The organism is Niabella digestorum (genome assembly GCF_036409055.1).
Classification (GTDB): domain Bacteria; phylum Bacteroidota; class Bacteroidia; order Chitinophagales; family Chitinophagaceae; genus Niabella; species Niabella composti.
Genome location: NZ_JAZGLY010000009.1, coordinates 39,459 through 61,960, shown reverse-complemented (window position 1 = coordinate 61,960; position 22,502 = coordinate 39,459). Strand labels below are relative to the sequence as shown.

Annotated in this window: 16 protein-coding genes; 9 read left to right on the top strand and 7 right to left on the bottom strand. The window is 40.6% G+C overall.

From position 1 onward, the window contains the following. Positions 1–18: 18 nt before the first annotated feature. The 9 genes from V2H41_RS13120 (at position 19) to V2H41_RS13080 (ending at position 14,212) form a co-directional block, all read left to right on the top strand. The gene (locus V2H41_RS13120; RefSeq protein WP_330975621.1) at positions 19–1,434 is read left to right on the top strand and encodes an MFS transporter; all 1,416 of its coding nucleotides are present in this window, start codon (positions 19–21) and stop codon (positions 1,432–1,434) included. A gap of 17 nt (positions 1,435–1,451) precedes the next feature. Beyond that, positions 1,452–2,498, top strand: coding sequence for a glycoside hydrolase family 43 protein (locus V2H41_RS13115; RefSeq protein ID WP_330975620.1), 1,047 nt, complete (start codon positions 1,452–1,454; stop codon positions 2,496–2,498). A 37-nt stretch (positions 2,499–2,535) separates the two neighbouring features. Beyond that, positions 2,536–5,151, top strand: coding sequence for a glycoside hydrolase family 3 C-terminal domain-containing protein (locus tag V2H41_RS13110; RefSeq protein WP_330975619.1), 2,616 nt, complete (start codon positions 2,536–2,538; stop codon positions 5,149–5,151). 44 nt (positions 5,152–5,195) lie between these two features. Continuing rightward, complete coding sequence (locus V2H41_RS13105) at positions 5,196–7,118, top strand: sialate O-acetylesterase (protein ID WP_330975618.1); 1,923 nt, start codon at positions 5,196–5,198, stop codon at positions 7,116–7,118. Between the two features lie 263 nt (positions 7,119–7,381). Next, the gene (locus V2H41_RS13100; protein ID WP_330975617.1) at positions 7,382–8,029 is read left to right on the top strand and encodes a DUF47 domain-containing protein; all 648 of its coding nucleotides are present in this window, start codon (positions 7,382–7,384) and stop codon (positions 8,027–8,029) included. Positions 8,030–8,121: 92 nt separating this feature from the next. Continuing rightward, positions 8,122–9,324 (top strand): inorganic phosphate transporter, encoded by a 1,203-nt coding sequence (locus V2H41_RS13095; RefSeq protein WP_330975616.1) that lies wholly within the window; start codon positions 8,122–8,124, stop codon positions 9,322–9,324. 161 nt (positions 9,325–9,485) lie between these two features. Then, positions 9,486–10,526, top strand: a complete 1,041-nt coding sequence (gene galE / locus V2H41_RS13090; protein ID WP_330975615.1) for a UDP-glucose 4-epimerase GalE — start codon at positions 9,486–9,488, stop codon at positions 10,524–10,526. Positions 10,527–11,206: 680 nt separating this feature from the next. After that, the gene (locus tag V2H41_RS13085) at positions 11,207–13,243 is read left to right on the top strand and encodes a M13 family metallopeptidase (RefSeq protein WP_330975614.1); all 2,037 of its coding nucleotides are present in this window, start codon (positions 11,207–11,209) and stop codon (positions 13,241–13,243) included. Positions 13,244–13,417: 174 nt separating this feature from the next. After that, the gene (locus V2H41_RS13080) at positions 13,418–14,212 is read left to right on the top strand and encodes an HAD family hydrolase (RefSeq protein WP_330975613.1); all 795 of its coding nucleotides are present in this window, start codon (positions 13,418–13,420) and stop codon (positions 14,210–14,212) included. A 16-nt stretch (positions 14,213–14,228) separates the two neighbouring features. Here the strand turns inward: V2H41_RS13080 and V2H41_RS13075 are convergent, their stop codons facing one another. The 7 genes from V2H41_RS13075 to V2H41_RS13045 form a co-directional block, all read right to left on the bottom strand. Then, positions 14,229–15,251 carry a pectinesterase family protein gene (locus tag V2H41_RS13075; RefSeq protein ID WP_330975612.1) on the bottom strand — a complete coding sequence of 341 codons (1,023 nt, stop codon included), beginning with the start codon at positions 15,249–15,251 and terminating at the stop codon, positions 14,229–14,231. A gap of 132 nt (positions 15,252–15,383) precedes the next feature. After that, on the bottom strand, positions 15,384–16,268 hold the full coding sequence (locus V2H41_RS13070; protein WP_330975611.1) for a glycerophosphodiester phosphodiesterase family protein: 885 nt from the start codon (positions 16,266–16,268) through the stop codon (positions 15,384–15,386). A gap of 44 nt (positions 16,269–16,312) precedes the next feature. Beyond that, positions 16,313–17,800: a mannitol dehydrogenase family protein gene (locus V2H41_RS13065; RefSeq protein WP_330975610.1), complete on the bottom strand. Its 1,488-nt coding sequence runs from the start codon at positions 17,798–17,800 to the stop codon at positions 16,313–16,315. Between the two features lie 2 nt (positions 17,801–17,802). Next, on the bottom strand, positions 17,803–18,732 hold the full coding sequence (locus tag V2H41_RS13060; RefSeq protein WP_330975609.1) for an ABC transporter permease: 930 nt from the start codon (positions 18,730–18,732) through the stop codon (positions 17,803–17,805). Next, complete coding sequence (locus V2H41_RS13055) at positions 18,713–20,218, bottom strand: sugar ABC transporter ATP-binding protein (protein WP_330975608.1); 1,506 nt, start codon at positions 20,216–20,218, stop codon at positions 18,713–18,715. The genes V2H41_RS13060 and V2H41_RS13055 overlap by 20 nt, the downstream gene beginning before the upstream one ends. A 3-nt stretch (positions 20,219–20,221) precedes the next feature. Then, complete coding sequence (locus tag V2H41_RS13050) at positions 20,222–21,238, bottom strand: substrate-binding domain-containing protein (protein ID WP_330975607.1); 1,017 nt, start codon at positions 21,236–21,238, stop codon at positions 20,222–20,224. Positions 21,239–21,266: 28 nt separating this feature from the next. Next, positions 21,267–22,343, bottom strand: coding sequence for a LacI family DNA-binding transcriptional regulator (locus tag V2H41_RS13045; RefSeq protein ID WP_330975606.1), 1,077 nt, complete (start codon positions 22,341–22,343; stop codon positions 21,267–21,269). Positions 22,344–22,502 lie beyond the last annotated feature (159 nt).

Sequence of the window (22,502 nt, the reverse complement as noted above, 5' to 3'; positions counted from 1 at the left end):
CCTCACAAACCATAATGTATGAATACTTCAGCACAAACAATAACCGAAGCAAAAGGCTTTTATAAGCTCACATGGCTGCAACGCATCGGCTTCGGATCGGGAGATCTGGCGCAGAATCTGATCTACCAAACTGTAGCTCAATATCTGCTCATCTTCTATACCAACGTATACGGCTTACCCGCTGCAACTGCAGCAGTAATGTTCCTGATTGTACGGCTGATAGATGTGGCGTGGGATCCGCTCGTTGGTGCTTTTGTAGATAAACGCAACCCAAAATTGGGTAAATATCGTAGCTATCTCATTCTGGGAGGCATACCGCTTACAGGCTTTGCTATTTTGTGTTTTTGGAATGGGTTCTCCGGATCATTAGTATATGCCTATATTACCTATGTAGGTCTATCGATGTGTTACACGTTAATTAATGTACCCTATGGTGCATTAAACGCATCGCTCACACGTGATACGGATGAGATTACCAAACTTACATCAGTGCGAATGTTCTTAGCAAACCTTGGTGGACTAGCTGTTGCTTACGGTATACCTATTTTGGTAAAGACATTCTCTCCCGATGGAAAAATCAATTCGCCTTTATCCGCCAATGCATGGTTCATTACAATGACCCTATATGCCATTGTAGGATTGGCATTGCTGATATTCTGCTATACACAAACAAAAGAACGCGTGGTAATGAGCGAAGCAGATACCGAACATGTTCGTGTATCTGATTTATGGAATGAGTTTCGTCACAATAAACCCTTGCGTGTACTAGCATTCTTTTTTATTACTGCTTTTGCTATGATGGCAATAAGCAACACTGCCGGATCTTATTACATGATCTATAATGTGCAGGCGCCTGATATGCTTCCGTATTTTGCAGCACTAGGCTCTATCCCTGCATTTATTTTTATGCCGATGGTGCCTGCCATTAAAAGGCAAATAGGAAAGAAGAAGATGTTTTACGTATTTCTTTCCGTAGCCATCGTAGGTATGGCCATGTTATACATCATCTCCGTAGTACCGGCATTAAAAGAACAAGTATGGATTGTACTACTGGCTCAGTTTATTAAGTCTACTGGAGTTATTGTAGCTACAGGTTATATGTGGGCGCTAGTGCCTGAAGTAATTTCTTATGGTGAGTACACTACCGGAAAAAGAATTTCAGGAATTGTAAATGCACTTACCGGAATATTCTTCAAAGCTGGGATGGCGCTAGGCGGAGTAGTACCCGGTTTTGTACTGGCTCTAGTACACTTCGACGAAAAGAATGCGGTATCACAAACTCCATTAGCCCAACAGGGAATATTGTGGTTGGTAGCTGTAATTCCGGCTATGTTGTTATTACTGGGCATGTATATCATTTCTAAATACGAGCTAGAAGATGATGTGATCGATAAAATCAATATGGAAATAGAGCAAAGACATCGCAATCAATAATTGTTAAAACATCGAATATGTCAGAACCCAAAATAGATGCTGCAAAGCTGGCTACATTAAACAGCAATGCTATATCGCAGCCATTAGTAAAGCATATTTACACTGCCGACCCCTCGGCACATGTGTTTAATGGAAAAATTTACATTTATCCATCGCACGATATAGACGCAGGGGAGGCATTTGATGATCTAGGCAGTCATTTTGATATGCAAGACTATCATGTGTTCTCTATGGAGAGCCCGGAGAGTGAGGTTGTAGATCATGGTGTAGCCTTAAGTGTAACAGATGTTCCGTGGGCGCAAAAACAAATGTGGGCTCCTGATGCTAATGAAAAAGATGGGAAATACTACCTGTACTTCCCTGCTAAAGATTACGAAGGAATTTTTAGAATTGGAGTAGCAGTAAGCGATAGTCCCACAGGACCTTTCAAACCTCAACCAGAAGCTATTAAAAACAGCTTCTCCATCGACCCCTGTGCATTCAAGGATGATGATGGCAGCTATTATCTGTATTTTGGAGGAATTTGGGGCGGACAATTGCAACGCTGGCGCACCGGCACTTTCAATGCGGAACAACCCGAAAGCCCATATGCTTTCCTTCCGGAAGATAATGAACCGGCATTGTGTGCCAAAGTAGCCAGACTTAGAGATGATCTTCTGGAATTTGATGAAGTACCAAGAGATGTTGTGATTGTAGATGAAAACGGAAAACCGCTGCTGCAAGGAGATACATCCCGAAGATTTTTTGAAGCACCTTGGCTTCACAAGTACAATGGGAAATACTATTTCTCTTACTCTACAGGAGATACACATCTAATATGCTATGCTATCGGCGACAATCCTTACGGACCATTTACCTATGCAGGAGTGATTTTAAATCCTGTAGTAGGATGGACTACGCATCACTCTATCTGCGAATTTAATGGTGAGTGGTATTTGTTTTATCATGATAGTATTTTAAGCGAAGGCATCACACACCTAAGAAATATAAAAATGACCAAACTGGAATACGACGAGAACGGATTTATTAAAACCCTCAATCCTTATGGTGAAGTGACGCCCTAGTCTCAACTTCTGTTTACAACATTAATGCTTTATCGTTATGCTCAAAAAATTTATCATAGCCGTATTGTTGTTTACAACACTTAAAGGTTATGCTCAGGATTATAAGCAATTCCCTATGTGGAACGCTAACCTGCCTTTCGAACAACGTGTGGAAGATTTGGTAAGCAGGTTAACGCTCGAGGAAAAAGTGCAGCAAATGATGCACCATGCTCCGGCAATTCCACGATTGGGCATTCCGGCCTACGACTGGTGGAATGAAGTATTGCACGGAGTGGCAAGAACGACTTACAGAACAACTGTATATCCGCAGGCTATTGCTATGGCAGCCACATGGGATACGGCTTCGCTGAAGTTGATGGCCGTGCAAAGCGCTCTTGAAGGAAGAGCTATTTTCAATGCAGCCATTGAAGATGGAAAAGAGGGAGAGCGTTATCACGGTCTTACCTACTGGACACCCAATATCAATATCTTCAGAGATCCGCGTTGGGGAAGAGGTCAAGAAACATATGGAGAGGATCCATTTTTAACAGCTATGCTGGGTAAAGTGTTTACACAAGGCTTGCAAGGCAATCATCCCAAATATTTATTGGCCGCAGCTTGCGCGAAACACTTTGCAGTACACAGCGGTCCAGAACCAATAAGACATTCTTTTAATGCAGAAGTAAGTGACTTTGATTTATGGGATACTTATCTTCCGGCATTTAAAGAGCTCATCACCAAAACCAATATTGCCGGAGTTATGTGCGCTTACAATGCGCTTAGAAAAAAACCATGTTGTGGCAATAGCGAATTAATGGTGGATATATTGCGTCGTCAATGGAAATTTACCGGTTATGTTACTTCAGACTGCTGGGGATTGGATGATTTCTTCAAATATCATAAAACTCATAAAACCGCAGAGGATGCAGCCATTGATGCCGTAATCAATAGTACCGATTTGGAATGCGGACAAAATGTTTACATAAAGCTTACCGAAGCCGTAAAGGCAGGCAGAATGTCCGAGTCGCAAATAGATCAGTCTGTAAAGCGTCTGTTCATGATCCGCATGAAACTGGGCATGTTCGATCCGCCTTCAATGGTTCCTTTTGCGCAGGTTCCCCGATCTATGCTAGAACATGAGCGGCATCAGGCACATGCACTAAAAATGGCTCGACAGTCTCTCGTTCTATTAAAAAACGATAATAACACGTTGCCGTTGAGCAAGAACATCAAAAAGATTGCGGTATTAGGACCCAATGCTGATAATCGCATTGCTGTATTGGGCAACTACAATGGCATTCCTTCCAAAATAACTACCGTACTGGATGGCATTAAAGAAAAATTAGGGCCAAATGTTGAAGTAGTATATGAACAAGCCATTCACTTTACTACAGACACCCTATTCCAAATGACAGAAAATGTTGCCAACTTCAGAATTGACAACAAAACCGGATTTAAAGCTGAGTATTTCGACAATAGAGAACTGAAAGGTACACCCATTGTGCGTTATGAATCCATACCGGATCACTTCTGGCAAGAAGGTGCAGAAGTAGTAGAAGGTATCAAAGGCAATAATTTCTCTGCACGCTATACTTCTTACTTCACAGCAGATAGAGACGGAGAAATCTACTTTGAGCTGGAAGGAGATGATGGCTATCGTTTTTATGTAGACGATAAGCTGGTGGTAGATGCATGGGAGCGTAACAGATGGGGTGCAAGACTATATAAATTGAATTTGAAAAAAGGCACCACCTATAAATTGGTCTTGGAATTCTGGCAGGGCGGCTATCAGGCTAAAATAAGATTAACTCCCGGTGGTAAAGTAAAAACCAATTTTAAAGCGCTTGCTGAAAGAATTAAAGATGCAGATGCTATTGTGTTTGTAGGAGGTATTTCACCCCAACTCGAAGGAGAAGAAATGCCTGTAAACTATCCCGGCTTTAACGGTGGAGATAGAACATCCATAATGTTACCTGCCGTTCAAACCGAACTAATGAAAACGCTAAAAACAACCGGCAAGCCTGTAGTATTTGTAATGATGACTGGAAGTGCGATTGCTATTCCCTGGGAACATGAGAATATACCAGCTATCATCAATGCATGGTATGGCGGCCAAGCCGCCGGTACTGCAGTAGCCGATGTGCTATTTGGCGATTACAATCCAGCAGGAAGATTGCCGGTAACATTCTATAAATCGGATGCAGACTTACCGCATTTCGAAGACTATAGCATGGAAAACCGCACCTATCGCTACTTTAAAGGAACGCCTTTGTATCCTTTTGGTTACGGATTAAGCTATACCCAATTCGAATACAGTAATCTGGAAGTTCCTATCACTGTAAAAGCAGGAACTACTATTCCTGTAAAAGTTACGGTTACCAATAAAGGAAGCCGTTCCGGAGAAGAAGTGGCTCAGCTGTACATAGCTTATACGGATCAAAAAATAAAAGTTCCTATCAGAGCGCTCAGAGGTTTCAATAGAATAGAATTGAATGCCGGAGAATCTAAAACATTACACTTCCATCTAAATGCTGAAGACTTAATGGTTACCGGCGAAGATGGTAAAAGTCTTCAGCCCAAAGGAAAACTTTTAATAAGTGTTGGAGGAGGACAACCTGACGTAAAAATTAAAACAACTAGCAATGTTATAACTAAAGAAATCCGCATTCAATAATCGCATTATATTATCTGATATATACGACTTTTAAAAATGGTCCAATGAAAAAGTTTGCACTACTTGGCATAAGCATATTTTCAATACTGACAGCGCATAGCCAAATAAAATTACCGCAACTCGTACGCGATAGCATGATATTACAACGCAATGCGAAAGTAAACATCTGGGGATGGGCATCGCCCGGCGAAAAGGTTACGGTAAACTTTAAAGGGAAAAAATACACTACCAAAGCAGGTGGCGATGGCAAATGGAAAGTGCAATTACAACCGCAACCTGCCGGAGGTCCTTATACCATGACGTTAAGCGGAAAAAATAAAATCACACTCAACCATATTCTTATAGGTGATGTATGGTTGGCTTGTGGGCAATCTAATATGGAACACCAGGTGCGTTTACACGAAGTGCTATACGCACGCGAAGTGGCAACAGCAAACTATCCGGAAATCCGACAGTTCAAAGTTCCCAATGTTACTAATTTAAATGCTCCTCAGGAGGATTATCCTTCCGGTGCCTGGAAATGGGCTAATCCTTCTGATGTAAGAGAGTTTTCAGCGGTAGCTTACTTTTTTGCAAAAGCCTTGTACGATCGCTATCACATTCCCATCGGCATTATTAACGCTACTTGGGGTGGGACCCCCATCGAGGCTTGGATGAGTGAAGAAGGATTTAAAGAATTTCCCGAAATAATCAAAACAATTGAGAAAAATAAAGATACCAGTTATATCAATAGCTTCAGAGGTGGTCCTCCGCAATTTGCAATGATGAGACAACCTGAAGACAAAGGACTTGAACAAAAATGGTATGCCCCCGAATATCAACCAAAAGGATGGCGCACCATTGCCATTCCGGGTTATTGGGAAGATCAGGGAGTACGCAATTTAGATGGTGTAGTGTGGTATCGCAGAGAAGTAGACATTCCGGCCTCCATGGCGGGTGTTCCGGCTAAAATATTTTTAGGACGCATAGTAGATGCGGATGAAGTATACATTAATGGTACAAAAGTCGGAAACACCACCTACATGTATCCGCAACGTCGTTATCCTATTCCCGAAAATGTTTTAAAACCCGGTAAAAACATCATTGTGGTGCGTGTTACCAACAATGCAGGAAAAGGAGGTTTTGTTCCCGACAAGCCCTATTACATCGCTACTGAAAAAGATACCGTAAATCTTACAGGATACTGGCAATATAAAGTGGGTAGAGTAAACCGCCCCATGCGAGGTTTTGGAGGTGGTCCGCGTGGTATTGCATTCCAAAACCAACCCACAGCTTTATTTAATGCAATGCTAGCACCCGCAGTTAATTATACGCTTAAAGGCTTCCTTTGGTATCAAGGAGAAAGTAATACAGGCAAACCCGATGAGTACGCCTTATTGCAACCTGCAATGATCAAAGATTGGCGCCGCCATTGGGGTAACGAATCATTACCGTTCTTATTCGTACAACTTCCCGGATTTATGGATTACGATTATTTACCAGTGGAGAGCGGTTGGGCTAAATTCAGAGAAGCACAAGCCAAATCTCTATCCGTTCCTAATACAGGAATGGCCGTGGCCATTGATTTGGGAGAATGGAACGATATTCATCCCGACAGAAAAAAAGAAGTAGGCGAAAGATTAGCATTGGCTGCACGAAAGATCACATATGGAGAGAATATCGTGTATAGTGGCCCTATTTATCAATCTGCTGAAATATCAGGCGATAAAATCATCATCAGCTTTACCAATACAGGAAGTGGTCTTACTACCAGTGATGGTGAACCATTGGAAGAATTTGCCATTGCAGGTGAAGACAAAAAATTTGTATGGGCAAAAGCCGTTATCGAAGGTGATAAAGTGATTGTTTCGAGCGATGAGGTAAAATCGCCAAAGTATGTACGTTATGCATGGGCTGATAATCCGGTAAATCCTAATTTGATTAACAAAGAAGGACTTCCGGCCTCTCCATTCAGAACAGATAATTAACTATATTTCATATGCAGTCATAACTTTTCACTTTCCCTGTATGATGGGCGCTTCTTAAGAAAGCGCCTTTTTACTTTTGTATCAGCTGCATAGCTCAGTTTTTAATCTAAAAAAAGTGCCTTTCCGCATATTTTTTCGGTAAGTATCAAGGATTTATCAATATTTCTTCAAATTCTAATATTAAGGAATTATTAATTCCTTTAACTTTAGAGTATACAAGTTCTTATCAGGATATTTTTGCCATTGAATAAACATACAATTTTATGAGTCTGAACTCAATACTTAAAATTTTTACTCCCGCCAGCACAGTCTTCTACGAACTGTTTGAAAAAATTGCCGAAAACGTTGCTCTTTCCGGAAAAATCTTAAAACAGGTGGTATATGAGCCCGACTTCGATAAAAGAAGCACCTTGGTTCAAAACATCAGTGATGTAGAACACGACAGTGATGAGTATACCCACAATATATTTACTGAGCTAGGACGCAATTTTATTACCCCCTTTGACAGAGAAGATATACACTATCTGGCCGCAGCCCTCGATGATATAGTGGATTATACCTACTCAGCTGCTAAAAAAATCAACTTTTACCGTGTAAATCCCAATGAAACCGGGTTTCAGAAAATGGCAGAACTTATAGAGCAGGGTACCGAACACGTTAAAACCGCAGTGGCCGAGCTTCGAGATATGAAAAAGGTCAGAAACATCACCGAAGCGCTGGTCAAAATCAACAGCATCGAAAATCAGGGCGATGATGTTTTCGATATGAGCATCGAAAAACTATTCAATAGTGATATTGATGCAAAAGAACTTATTAAAAGAAGAGATATCTACCAGGTAATGGAATTGGTAACAGATAAATGTGAAGACGCAGGTAATGTAATTGAATCGATTATTATCAAATATGCATAGTTAGTGGTTCATTAATTTTCATTTATAATGCCGGAGAGATAATCCCGCTGCATCCAAGAACCATAGAACGATCTATCACCAACTATTAAATTATGTTCACCTATCTCGTAGTTATCATAGCCCTGGCTCTTATCTTCGATTATATTAACGGCTTTCACGACGCAGCCAATTCAATCGCTACAATAGTTTCTACCAAGGTTCTCACTCCTTTTCAAGCTGTTTTATGGGCCGCTCTTTTCAACTTTGCAGCATATTTTGTTTTTAAAGACCACGGTGTGGCTAATACCATTGCCAAAACCGTAAAGGAGAACTATATTACTCTTAATGTGATTTTTGCCGGTCTGGTAGCAGCTATTTCATGGAATATTTTTACCTGGTGGAGAGGCCTTCCTTCTTCATCATCGCATACACTCATTGGGGGTTTTGCGGGTGCTGCTATTGCACACTCACAAACAGTAGCTTCGGTAAACTCGGCCGTGGTATTGAAGATTGCCTCCTTTATTTTCATGGCACCACTTATCGGATTTATCATGGCATTCATCTTATCCATCTGGTTTATCAACTCTTTTAGAAAAGGATGGGCTATGAAGTTGCTTTCCATTGCCATTATTATTGGAGTACTGACTTTTTGGGCCCTCACTCTGGAAACTGATCCGGCAAAGCTTGCTACCCACTACGACTCTTACCTCGCAAAAGTTATATTCTATTCCACTAACTTTAAGTTTCTGCTATTTGGCCTTATCATTATTATTATGGCTGCATTTTCGCTCTTCTTGAGCAGCCTTAATGCACACAGAGCTACCATTTGGTTCAAGCGTCTGCAATTGGTTTCTTCAGCTATATTCAGCATTGGCCACGGCGGTAACGATGCACAGAAGGTGATGGGAATTATTATGGCGGCATTAGTGGCTTATGATCCTGATAATTACAGCATCGACCACATGGTTTCTTGGGTACCGTTGGCCTGTTATACAGCCATTGCACTAGGTACAATGAGCGGCGGCTGGAAGATCGTAAAAACCATGGGAACAAAGATTACAAAAGTTACTCCTTTTGAAGGTGTGGCCGCCGAAACTGCAGGAGCATTAACACTTTTTGTTACAGAAGAGTTACGTATTCCTGTAAGTACTACTCATACCATAACCGGCTCGATTATGGGAGTAGGCGCCACCAAACGCCTGTCTGCAGTACGTTGGGGGGTAACTATCAACCTGCTTTGGGCTTGGATTCTCACCATCCCTATTAGTGCTATTTTAGCCGGAATCGTTTACTTTATCGTAAAACTGGTATCTTAAACATCTTACCGTTGATTTTTACATAAAAAACGCTCACCTTTGTCCATTAGAGAAAACAGGGAAGGAGGGAGTATACATTGTTAATATTTTATTTTCCCTGAAAAAAATTGCTAGCCATACGGCTGCTTCATATTTTTAACTTTAACACGACTGACACTCTTATGGCTAAAATATTGGTTACCGGTGGTTGCGGATATATAGGCTCGCACACCATAGTTGATTTAATTCAAAGCGGATACGAGGTTATTTCTATCGATAACAATAGTAAATCTAACCCTGATGTACTGAAGGGCATTGAAAAAATAACCGGAAAAAATGTAAAAAACTATCGGGTAGATCTTTGTGATTTTGACGATACCCATGCCGTATTTCAAGAAAATGAAGACATCATCGGCATTATTCATTTTGCGGCTTATAAAGCTGTAGGCGAATCGGTAGAAAGACCGATTATGTACTACGAAAACAATTTGAACTCTTTGATTAATGTATTGAAATGCGTGCGCGATTTTAAAATACCCTACTTCGTATTTTCATCTTCATGCACCGTTTATGGCAACCCGGATTCTATTCCGGTAACAGAAAAAACACCCACTAAACCTGCAGAAAGCCCCTATGGTGCTACCAAACAAATGGGTGAGCAGATACTGAAAGATTTCTCAAGAGTATTTACAGATACAAAAATTATCTCCCTTCGCTATTTTAATCCTGTAGGCGCCCATCCTTCTATTGAAATTGGAGAGCTGCCCATCGGACGTCCGCAAAATCTATTCCCGGCCATTACTCAAACAGCTATCGGCAAACTTCCTAAACTAGTGGTTTACGGTTCGGATTACGATACACGAGATGGCAGCTGTATTCGCGATTTCATTCATGTAAGCGATATCGCACATGCACATACCCTTGCACTGCAGTTTTTGGAAAACAATAAGAATACCTCCAATTACGAGATATTCAATCTTGGTACCGGCAATGGCGTTACCGTGCTAGAAGCCATTCAGGCCTTTGAACGTGTAAGCGGACTGCAATTGAATTATGAAATAGGCCCCAGACGTCCCGGTGACGTAGTAGCTATTTATGCCAACAATGATCACGCCGTAAAAAGCTTGGGCTGGAAAATCCAATATGGTATAGACGATATGATGCGTACTGCCTGGCTGTGGGAACAAAAACTTAAAGCGCAGGAATCAGCCAAGGAATCATAAAAGAAAAAGCATCGTGTTTGAAACTACAAAACGATTGCTCACTCTGTAGCTAAACCCGATGCTTTTAATAGCTTCAACTTTGTCTGCGGGCAGCTTCTCAGTTTCTATAGAATGCTGATTGTCTGCCTGACAATTGGCAAAGCATCCGCTAAAATGCTTAGGCTTTGTCAGGGTAGCCTGCTTCAAAAACTATCCCTGGTTTTACTGCAGAGATTAAAGTTTCTGTATCAGTAGGCATTTTGCCCTGCATTACCTCAGCACATACAACATCATACATTTGCTTGCCATGTACCAACCTGTACAGCGATAGCAGTAGCTTATTGCCATTGCTTCATTACTGACTGGTTTCTAACGGTACACTTTGTCAAAGAATCTGTTGTATGACACTGCCTCCGAACCTGAGTAACTCATTTAATGTTTACCCGCTACTTCCGCAGTGCATTATGAAATTACTACTTGAAAAGCCCGGTTCCCAAATTTTTGGCCATTTTAATACACACTGCTTGTAAACATATTTTTGCACACCCTTATAGCAGGTTATGCACAGCTACGCACAGGTTATGCAGATATTGGTGTGCATAAGCGACCTCTCACTTGAGGCAACGCAATAAAATAGTGTTAATCTCTAATCTGCTTAAAACTTTTATTACTTTCATATCCGAATTTTTAAAACGCATCACATGAGAAAATATTTTATACAGGCAATCGTATTTACCGCATGTAGTCTAGTATGCGCCCTAACCTATGCACAATTGGGGCAAAACGGATTTTTAGACCGTGCCAATATGGATGAAAACGTAAAACCAGGAGATGATTTCTTCACTTATGCCAATGGCACTTGGTTAAAAAATAATCCTGTCCCACCCAAAGAAACTCGTTGGGGTAGTTTTCTTCAATTGAGAGATTTTAATATCAATGCAGTAAAAAACATTCTTGAAAAAGCTGCTGCTGATAAGAATGCTCCTCCGGGCTCGGTTACCCGCCGTGTAGGAGACTTTTATGCTGCAGGGATGGATAGCATCGCCATAGAAAAGGCAGGCTATACACCCATTCAACCCGATCTACAGCGCATTACAGCTATCAATAGTCTGGAAGATGTATTGAAAGAAATCAACTATCAGCGAACCCACGGCATTGCCTCTCCTCTTTACGGATTCTACGTAGGACAGGATAGAAAAAATGTTGAAAAAATGATACCTCAACTCTCACAAGGAGGTATCGGCCTTTCTGATAAGGATTATTATCTCAAGGATGACAAACGCTCTCAGGATATAAGAAATGCCTACAGAAAATACATTATCACGCTGTTTAAATTAGTGGGAGCTGACGAAGTGCAGGCCGAGAATAATGCCAATATTATTTTCCGCATAGAAAAAAGCTTGGCCGAAGCGCATTACAGCCGTGTGCAAATGCGTGATGCCTATCTTACCTACAACAAATTTGCTGTGGAAGATTTCAGCAAAACCACTCCTCATATCAACTGGAGACAAACACTCCATGAACTGAAAGCTGCAGGACAAGACAGTATTCTAGTAAACAATCCACGCTTTTTTGTTACTGCCGACTCATTATTGAACGTAACGCCTATAAGCGATTGGAAAGTATATCTACAATGGGGTGTATTGCGCGGTGCTGCTAACTATTTAAGCTCACCATTTGTAAACGCTGCCTTTGCGTACAATCAGGTAATTACCGGACAAAAAGTGCAAACGCCACGCTGGCAGCGCATATCATCCCTTACCGATGGCTATATTGGAGAGCTTTTAGGACAATTATATGTGAAAGAATACTTTAAGCCTGAGGCTAAGAAAAGAATGGAAGAATTGGTAGAAAACCTCCGAAAGGCGTTCGCCATCCGCATCCAACGCCTTGACTGGATGAGCGACTCTACCAAACAAAAAGCTTTGGCAAAGCTCGCTGCATTCCGTCCGAAAATTGCTTATCCGGATAAATGGCAGAACTATGACGGATTTGAAATCAGCCGCCAGAGCTTCTTTAAAAACATAAGAAACGGTGATGCCTGGAGATACAACGATATGGTAAGCCGTTTAGGAAAACCTGTCGATAGAGAACGTTGGGGCATGACACCTCCTACCGTGAACGCGTATTACAGTGCAACCCTCAATGAAATTGTGTTCCCTGCAGGTATTCTACAGTTCCCATTCTTCGACCCCAATGCCGACGATGCCATTAACTATGGAGGAATCGGTGCTGTAATTGGCCACGAAATGTCTCACGGCTTTGATGATAACGGTAGTAAATATGATGCCGATGGCACCTTGCGTAATTGGTGGACAGAGGAAGATCGTAAAAAATTTGAAGCAAAAGCAGATGCATTAGCCAAACAATTCGATAGCTATACTGTTTTGGATACATTGCATGTAAACGGAAAGTTCACACTGGGCGAAAACATCGGAGACCTGGGAGGATTGAATGTAGCGTATGAAGCATTTAAAATGACCAAACAGGGACAGAGCAATGAAAAAATAGATGGTTTTACCCCCGATCAAAGGTTTTTCCTGTCCTGGGCTCAAGTATGGCGCACCAATATTCGGCCCGAAGCCGCAGCACAACAAATCGTTACCGATCCGCATGCTCCGGCTCAATATCGCACCATTGGTCCCATCGTAAATATGGATGCATGGTATGAAGCCTTTAATGTAAAAGAAGGTGATAAACTGTATAAGAAACCGGAAGACCGAATAAGAATTTGGTAAATATTTTTACTTCGATAACCGAATACAAAGCCGGGATATCCTCCCGGCTTTGTATTTTACTTACTCACAAAGATCTTTGCCAATGGACTATCACTTCTTTATATTTGCCGCAAACGAAAAACTTTCTAAAAACTTAAACTGAAGAGCGGATACAGCGATTAAACAAAAAAGATCATGATCAAACTTATTGCGATAGATTTAGACGGCTCCTTGCTTACCGATTCCAAACAACTGCCTCCGGATTTCTGGACCATAGCAGATAAACTATTTGAAAAGAATATTACCCTAGCCATCGCAAGCGGCCGCCCTTTTCATAACATCGCTAGCATTTTCCAAAGAATAAAAGACAAAATTTATTTCGTTTGTGACAACGGTAGCTATGTCGTGCACAATAACGAAGAACTACTCACCGATCCGCTGGATTTTGCATCAATCAAAAAGTTTATCGATCTATCACGCCCACTTCAGGATGTGTATCCGGTTTTATGTAGTAAACATCTGGCGTATATAGAAGATCAAAATCAAGATTTTGCCGATCAGGCCTTACAATATTATCAGGAGTTTAAAGTAGTGGAAGATTTAACAAAGGTCGAAGATGTTATTCTTAAAATTTCCCTTTGCGATTTGAAAGGCTCCGAAACTAACAGTTACCCATTTTATAAACAGTTTGAGAAAGATTATAAAATCGCTATTGCCGGACATATATGGTTAGATATCACCAGTCCTACAGCTAGTAAAGGCAATGCTATTAAAGCTATCCAGAAAAAACTTAACATCCTTCCCGAGGAGACTCTTGTATTCGGTGATTATTTGAACGATTTAGACATGATCAAAGAAGCAGGTTTTGGATATGCCATGAAAAATGCGCACCCCAAAATATTAGAAGCTGCAAAATATACCACCGAACTAGATAATAATCATTATGGCGTCATTCATACCATCAAACAGCTTCTAAATATTGAAAGTTGATCATACACCATAATTATCACTTAGCTTTTCCATTCCAAACAAATGGCCTGAGGGAAGTTTGTTTAAACCAATCTTTTTCTCCAGGTAAATCAGGATACATGGATGCGAAAATATTTTCCAAAGTATATGCCGCTGCTTCTTTATCAGTAAGCTGCTTCGACCAAGGCACTCGATGTTTTGTATCAGCTCCTGGTCCGGTGTTTTTATACTCCGCATAAAAAGCAGTTTTTTCATTTTCGGGATTGCTCCAATTGTGCCATCCTTCGGGAGCAATTTGTGCAGGCAGCTTACAACGAATGAAAACAGTTTTGGCATATGCCCTCCATGGACGACCTAGATATACTTTCTTAACACCTTCCGCTACTTGTATATCGCAATCCATGAACACATAACCAAACTTTTTGCCTTGTGTTGTACTAGCTGCGGTAATGTATGAATTGGCTTTTGCCTTTATCACGCAGTTCTTGAAAACCGCAGTTGCCGGTCCAAAGATAAAATCGGTTGTACCTTCTATATAACAATCCTCAAAAAGTTGGCGTGAAGTTTCTCCGGCAGTTAGCACGGTATCTTGATTTCCCAAAAACTTACAGTTCTTAAATACAGCTTTATCCGCATCTACATACAACGCTACAGCTTGTCCTACAGGACCTGCAGTATTGGCAAATGTGATGTTTTGCGCATAAAATCTGTTGCCGGAAATTTTAGCAGTAAACGATGTGAACGTCGTAATACGTCCACGCCCACTATAATCATCAAAAGTAATGATGGTACTGTCTACATTCTCGCCAATAAAGATTACATCTGTATTATTAGGCGGCAATACAATTTTCTCCACATACACACCGTTTTTAATGTACAACGTAATGGGAGCAAGTGGATAACCCCGCATGGCATCAATAGCATCTTGAATATATTTAAAATCGCCGCTTCCGTCTTTAGCAACAGTAAAAGTGTATTTGTATTGACCCGGATTGGCTGTTTGTGCATGCACTCTTAAACAGGCTAGTATTACAATAAAGCACAACAACAATTTTTTCATAAACATTTCAAATATTTCATTACAACAGCAATATGTGTATTTTATTACCGAATGGGGTTATGCGCGCTTCAAAATAAATAAAAAATACAACCCAATGCAATTTCTACTCATATTTATAAGATGCATCCGTAATTATTGCTGCAAGCCTGCAAATAACGCCGGATAATCCGTTTCGATGATATCTGGTCGTTTAATCAGCTCCGCGCAATAAGCTCTAATCCGCTCTTCATCGGTTTTAAGTTTATCAAATGTCGGCGGAAAAGAATAAAAGCACATCACTCCTTTACGATGTAGAAAATCGCAGAGCTCTCTTGTTTTGTCAGAAACAGCATCTCCCACATAAGCTATAATACGGTTATAAGGAATTCCTGTGGCCTGAAAGGCCTTCAAGTCGGCGTCGCTTTTTATAGCAACACAAAACATCACATTATCCAGCCGCTCATAATAATATAGCGCTTCTTCCATGGAGCGCACGCTCAATACGATATTGGGATAATCACCACTTTTTAACAAATCCACATACATGGACCAAGGAATTTTTTTATTATCTAGATTGAAGATAGTTTTGTCTTTTCCCCAATCCAGCACCTCTTTTAATGTGGGAACTTTAAAATCGGTGAGGTTACCTTGGCGATCTTTTAGGCGTGCTTTGGAGATTTGTTCATAAGTCAGTTCGCTTACTTTACCCTTCATATTTGTAGTGCGTTTTAGATCCTCATCATGCATAAGAATCATCACACTATCTTTTGTTAAACGCGGATCTATTTCAAAAAAAGAAGGAAGTAAGCTCAGTGTTTTTTCCATTGCTTCTATACTATTTTCGGGATAACCCGGAAGCATACCTCCGCGGTGTCCGGATATAATTACAGGCTTCCCATCTTCATAATGAAAAAACTGCTGCAGCTCTGACATATTTCTTACACGAATGGTATGTAGTTTCTTTTGCGCGCACACCTCAATAACAAAGAACAACAGTATGCTGCATACAAGAAGAATCTTTTCTATACTTTGCTTCATATCGATCGGTTTTAGGCTTTAATGTTTACTAAAATAAATTAAGGTTACACTTGTTGTAAGAGCTGATGAATAACGGCACGTGCCTCGCGACTTAAAAAATCATTTACATACTGCAAGAATAATTCCCGAACTATTGGGGCATCCTTAATCGAATGCAACATAGGCACGCGGTCCATAAACATGGATGCTTCCCATCCCGGTTCACTAAATAATTGCATTAACAAATCACGATGCTGATCTTGCACTTCACGCATTTGATTTTTCTTAAACTCTCGGTCTAAGTAATAATACCATGCAGCAAGAATGAATACACCTATTCGTATTTGAGGAGAACTCTGACGTAACTGATCCCATATCACCGGCAACACAAACTTGGGAAGCTTGTCGGTAGAGCCCGAAATAATTCGAGCAGTACTATCATTAATCATGGGATTGCCAAAGCGCGCCACCAACTGCTCCACATAGTCGTTATAATGCACTCCATTAATAAACGACAAAGTAGGAATCACTTCTTTATTACAATAATGCATGTATACCGAATGAATACCGGTATCCTTTATAGCAGTATGTATGCGATCATAACCTAATGCATCTCCCAACAATCCAGTCAACGAATGTCCACCGTTGAGCAAGCGCAGTTTCATTTCTTCAAAAGGCGCTACATCATCCACCAGCGTAGCACCCATTTCCTGTAACGGAAAATCTGCAAGAGCCGGATGCTCTTCTATTACCCACTGAAAGAAGTCTTCACAAACTACTAAACAGTTATCCTGAATATCGACTTGTTGAAGCAAATCATTTTTCTGTTGTGGTGTAGTAACCGGCGTGATACGATCCACCATGGTTTTAATAAAGGCGGCTTTTTGCTGCACCCGATCTATCATCGAAGGATCATAGCGATGTAAAAACTCCAGCAATGCCAAACGCAACACATCTCCGTTGTGCTGTACATTGTCACAAGACAGTAATACAACTCCTTCGTCGCATGCCTCTTTCCGAAGCTTTAATCCTTCTGCCAATATGCGGAAGACGGTTTTAGGTATTCCTTGCTTTTTTAAATCTTCCTGCACTGTGGAGGTTTCCCATATAAAACGATTTTGAGAAAGATCCACATTATACCCCCCCTCCGTAATAGTAAAGCTGATGATTTTTGTTTCAGGCGATGCAATACGTTGTAAAATCGTATCGTAATCTTCCGCAACATGCAATATCTCCTTAATCGTTGTAATAAGTTCGGTTGTTTGCGTTCCCTCGGGAGCATACCGTTGTACAAAATACAAACCATCCTGTGCCCGTAATGCTTTCACAAACGCTAAATCCTGCGGCATCACATTTACGCCCGTTATACCCCAATTGCTGAACTTGGCAGGATGCTTATTCAACAATTGTTGTAATGCCCAAGCTTGATGCGAACGATGAAAACCACCAACGCCAAAATGCAATATAGGATATGGAGGCTTAGCATTTTTCGAAAAGCCAATAGGCAGCAATCCTTTTAAACGAGCATTGTGATAATTTAATACCATGGCCATTCTTAGTTACGTTGAAACACTACAGCAGCAATAATGATAATTCCTTTAATGATTTGCTGCAAATAAGAAGTGATGTCTAAAAGGTTCATCACGTTGCCGATCATGCTTAATATAAATACACCCAATAACGTATTCACCACCGAACCTTTTCCTCCCGCCAATGATGCCCCTCCAATCACTACGGCAGCTATAGCATCTAGTTCCAATCCTACACCGATATTGGCTGTTCCCACTCCGGTACGACCAACCATCAGCAAACCAGCCAGTGCAGTAATTCCAGCACAAATTACATACACGGCAAACTTGGTTCTTTTTACATTAATTCCTGATAAACGCACCGCTTCTTCATTGGAACCAATGGCCAGCACAATTCTTCCGAAAATGTTATATTTCAGCAATACATGCAGCATTATAAAAATACTAAACAGTATCAATGCAGAAACAGGAATGCCTAAAAGGGTTCCTGTTCCTAACACTAGAATTTTTTGAGAATAAGGTCCCACACTAATTGGTGCACCTTTTGACAATAAATATCCAGCACCTCTTACCATCGACATCATGGCCAGCGTTACGATAAATGGTGCTATGCGCCGATAGGAAACCAGAAATCCGGAAATACTACCTACAACAAGTCCTATCAATATCGAAAGTAAAAAGGCATATGGATAGTACACCTCATAACTCAGTAAAGAAAAAGTCACACCAATCATAGCTACCACTGAGCCTACCGAAAGATCAATGCCGCCGGTAAGTATCACCAGTAGCATACCCAAACTCACCAAACCTATAGGCGCCGACTGGCGGAGCAGATTGGAAATATTATTGGCAGTAAAAAAGTTATCGGTAATAAATCCCGATATCACCAGCATCACTATAAAAATGATGAGGGTGTTGTACTGAGAAAAACTACGACTAATTTTTTCGGCTTTCATTTACATAAGTTTTTTCTTCTATAGCTAATCTGAGTAAGGTTTCTTCGGAAAAATCTCGGCGCTGCACCTCTCCTGTAATAACACCTTTTTTCATTACTACAATACGATCGCAAATAGTCATCAGCTCTTCTAAATCAGAAGAAACAATAATCAACGTTTTCCCTTTATTGGCAAGATCAAACAAGATTTCATAAATCTGTGCACGTGCACCCACATCGACGCCGCGCGTAGGCTCGTCAATCAATAGTATATCAGCACCACTATTCATCCATTTTGCCAAAATCACTTTTTGCTGATTTCCGCCACTCAATGAATCGATATTTGCATCGAGTGATTGACACTTAATTTGCAACTGATCTATCAATGTGCGTACGTTATCTAACTCTCGCTTATGATCAATAAATCCCCAGCCTTTATTAATACTTCTATAATTGGTCATGGATATATTGTTGCGGATACTTTGATTGATAATAGCTCCCTCTTTTTTACGATCTTCCGGAACCATTCCTATACCACTAGCTACACTTACTTTGGGAGATGTAGTAGCAATAAGCCTTTCATCAATATATACGCGCTTACCTTCTGCAACATCGGCACCATAAATCGCGCGTAGCAGCTCGGTTCGTCCGGAGCCTACAAGTCCCGCAATACCTAGTATTTCCCCTGATTTTGCAGTAAGCGAAACTTCATTTTTTGCCATCGACAGTTTAATACCGGTAACTTTAAATTCCGAAACTTTATCGCTATGTAATTCTCTTTTCCTATGTGTGTGTAACAACTCCTTGCCTAACATCATGGCAATGAGCTTATCGTTATTAAGATCTTTATTAGCTTCCGTTGCAATAGATTTACCATCTCTTAAAACGGTGATGGTGTCAGATATCTGCAAAATCTCCTGCAAATGATGCGAGATATAAATAATGGCAATATTTTTCTTCTTTAAGCGCTCGAGTACTTTGTACAAAATAGCCACTTCATGCGGACCCAGCACATCCGAAGGCTCATCGAAAATAATCAGCTTTAAATCATTGGTAAGAGCTTTTGCTATTTCTACAACTTGTTGTTCGGCAACGCTAAGCTGTGATACTTTTTTTGTTACATCGATTTGAAAACCGATATCGGCAACTAAGTTTGCTGCTTGCTGATGCAACTTGGACCAGTTGATCCAAAAAGATTTTCCCAGTTGGTTTAAAAAAATATTTTCAGATGCGGTAAGCTCCGGTACCAGTGAAAATTCTTGATAAATAATACCGATGCCCAAATCGCGCGCTTTACGTGGCGAATCAATCACACACTCTTGGCCGTCGATAAAGATGCTTCCCTCGTCCTTTTCAACAGCGCCGGAAAGTATTTTCATTAAAGTAGACTTGCCGGCTCCGTTTTCACCCAGTAATGCATGGATTTTACCATACTCTACAGAAAGGCTCACATCGTCCAATGCACGTACACCGCCGTATGATTTGGATATACTTTTTAACTCAATCATCGTTTAAAACAGTGAGTTAGGATTATAGAATTGGTCCACATTGTTTTTGTCAATAATTACCGACCGAGTGTAATTGACTTGTTTAATACCAGGTTCGTCATTCAGATAACGCGCTACAATGGTTACCATGTTTTCTCCTAGTATTTCCGGACTGTTTTGCGCTGTAACACTGTATTCGCCTTTTTTAATGAGCTCGTATGCTTCTTTCTGACCATCCAATCCTACTAGAGCAATTTTACCTTGCATGCCCATCTCTTTAATCGTCTTGAGTGCACCAATGGCCATGGCATCATTTTCAGCAAACAATACATTGATGTTCTTATGTGCTACTAAAATATCTTCCATTGCTTTAAGACCACCATTATTGGTCCAGCCACCCCAACCCTGCGTGACAATGGTAAATTCCACCCTGTTGTTTTTGTGCAATTGCGCATCGGCTATACCTCTTACAAAACCTAGTCTTTTTTCCCTTCCTACGGGGTTGCCTTGGTTACCGCTTATGATAGCAATGTTTAAATGAGCCTGTTTAATATTGTTCACTACCCATTCACCCAATAACTCGCCATTGAGTTGGTTATTGGCATATACACTGGAAATGTACGGCGCTTCTTCATCAATAAAGCTATCCAGTATAAATACCAAAACACCTTGTTCACGTGCCCGCTTCACGATGGGTACTAGCGCTTTAGGGTCTAGCGGATTCAATATAAGTACGTGAATGCCTTTGGATAAAAGATCTTCCACAGCAAGCACCTGCTTATTGATATCTCCTTGTCCATCCGTAGCCAGATATTGCATGCCATAACGCAACACATTTTCCCGAACCGATTTTTCCAAAGCCACATAGAAGGGTGCATCTAGGGTAGGGGTACAATACCCTACAACGGTTCCTGATAAATCTTTTTTAGAAACATACGCTCCAGTACTATCGCTTAATATTGCTTTAGCCTGCATCTTTTTGTCCTCAGGAATGCAGGAAAAAAATAACAAGCAAAGCAAACAACCGTAAAAGATTCGCATAACTTTCATATTTGTGATGATGGGCGCATTATGACCGCACCAAATGTTGATTCTTTCTTTTTACAATTGATAAACTACGTTTTGACGATGATTCTTTTACAACTAACGTCCCTTTAAATTCTTTAATTGTTATAGATGGCTTTTCTTTAGGATGTTCTATTCGATTAATCAAATAGCTCACTGCAGCCTTACTCATAGTTTCGATGGGCTGCTTCAAATAACTCACCGGAGTTTTGAACAATTTATACGCTTCGGCTTCGTCAAAACACACTACACCTAATGTTCCCGGTACCTCCACATCAAGCGCAGCAATTTCAGAAAGACCCGCCATTGCTATTTTATTAGTAAAAAAGCACAAACTATCTACTTTATCCTCGTATAAACTTCTTCGAATTATGTGGTGCATTTCTTCTTCCAATTTCTCTTCATGCAACTCATATACAAAAGGGAGCTTTTTAAGCAGTTCTTTGCAAGTAGTAGTAAATCCATCTTTACGCTCCTTCAAATGGCAAAGCTTTCTATTGATAGTTATCAACCCTGGGCGTTTATAGCCATTGGCAGCCATATGCTTTACGATTTGCTGCGATGCATCGTAATTATCGAGAAGTATGGAAGGTGCTTTGGGAGCATTCTTGAATTTTCGATCAATAACCACAAAAGGCTTATTAATACAGGTCAATTCATGAATACTCTTTTCAGCATTTTCAGGAATAGCTAGGATGAGTCCATCTACCTGACGTGCCAACAATACATTTAAAAGTTGCTCAAAACGATCGTGGCTTTCATGTGCGCTTCCATAAATAACCTGATAGCCGTAAGCACTTGCTTCTTCTTCGATATACTTGGCAATAGAAGAGTAAAACAAGTTGGATATATCGGCCACTATCAATCCCAACGTATTAGTTCGATTCGTCTTTAGACTTTTGGCAATTTGATTGGGTGTATAATTCATTTTAGCAGCCAGGGCCTTAATGCGAGCTGCCGTACGCGCATTAATCTTGTTTGTCTTTTTTCCATTCAGCACATACGATACCAATGCTACGGATACGCCGAGCTCATTGGCAATATCCTTCATGGACACCCTTTTATGAATTACATGCTTCACTGGCAAGATTTTAAGGCAGTATTGATGTACTCACAGCCGTCACGACACACTTTCATTGACGATGCAAGCTATCCTCATCGTTCGGGCAAGCAATTTTATAAAGGTTTAATCGATTAAATCTGAAATGTAAATTAGAATATTTTTTTCTTTTTTTAAAAA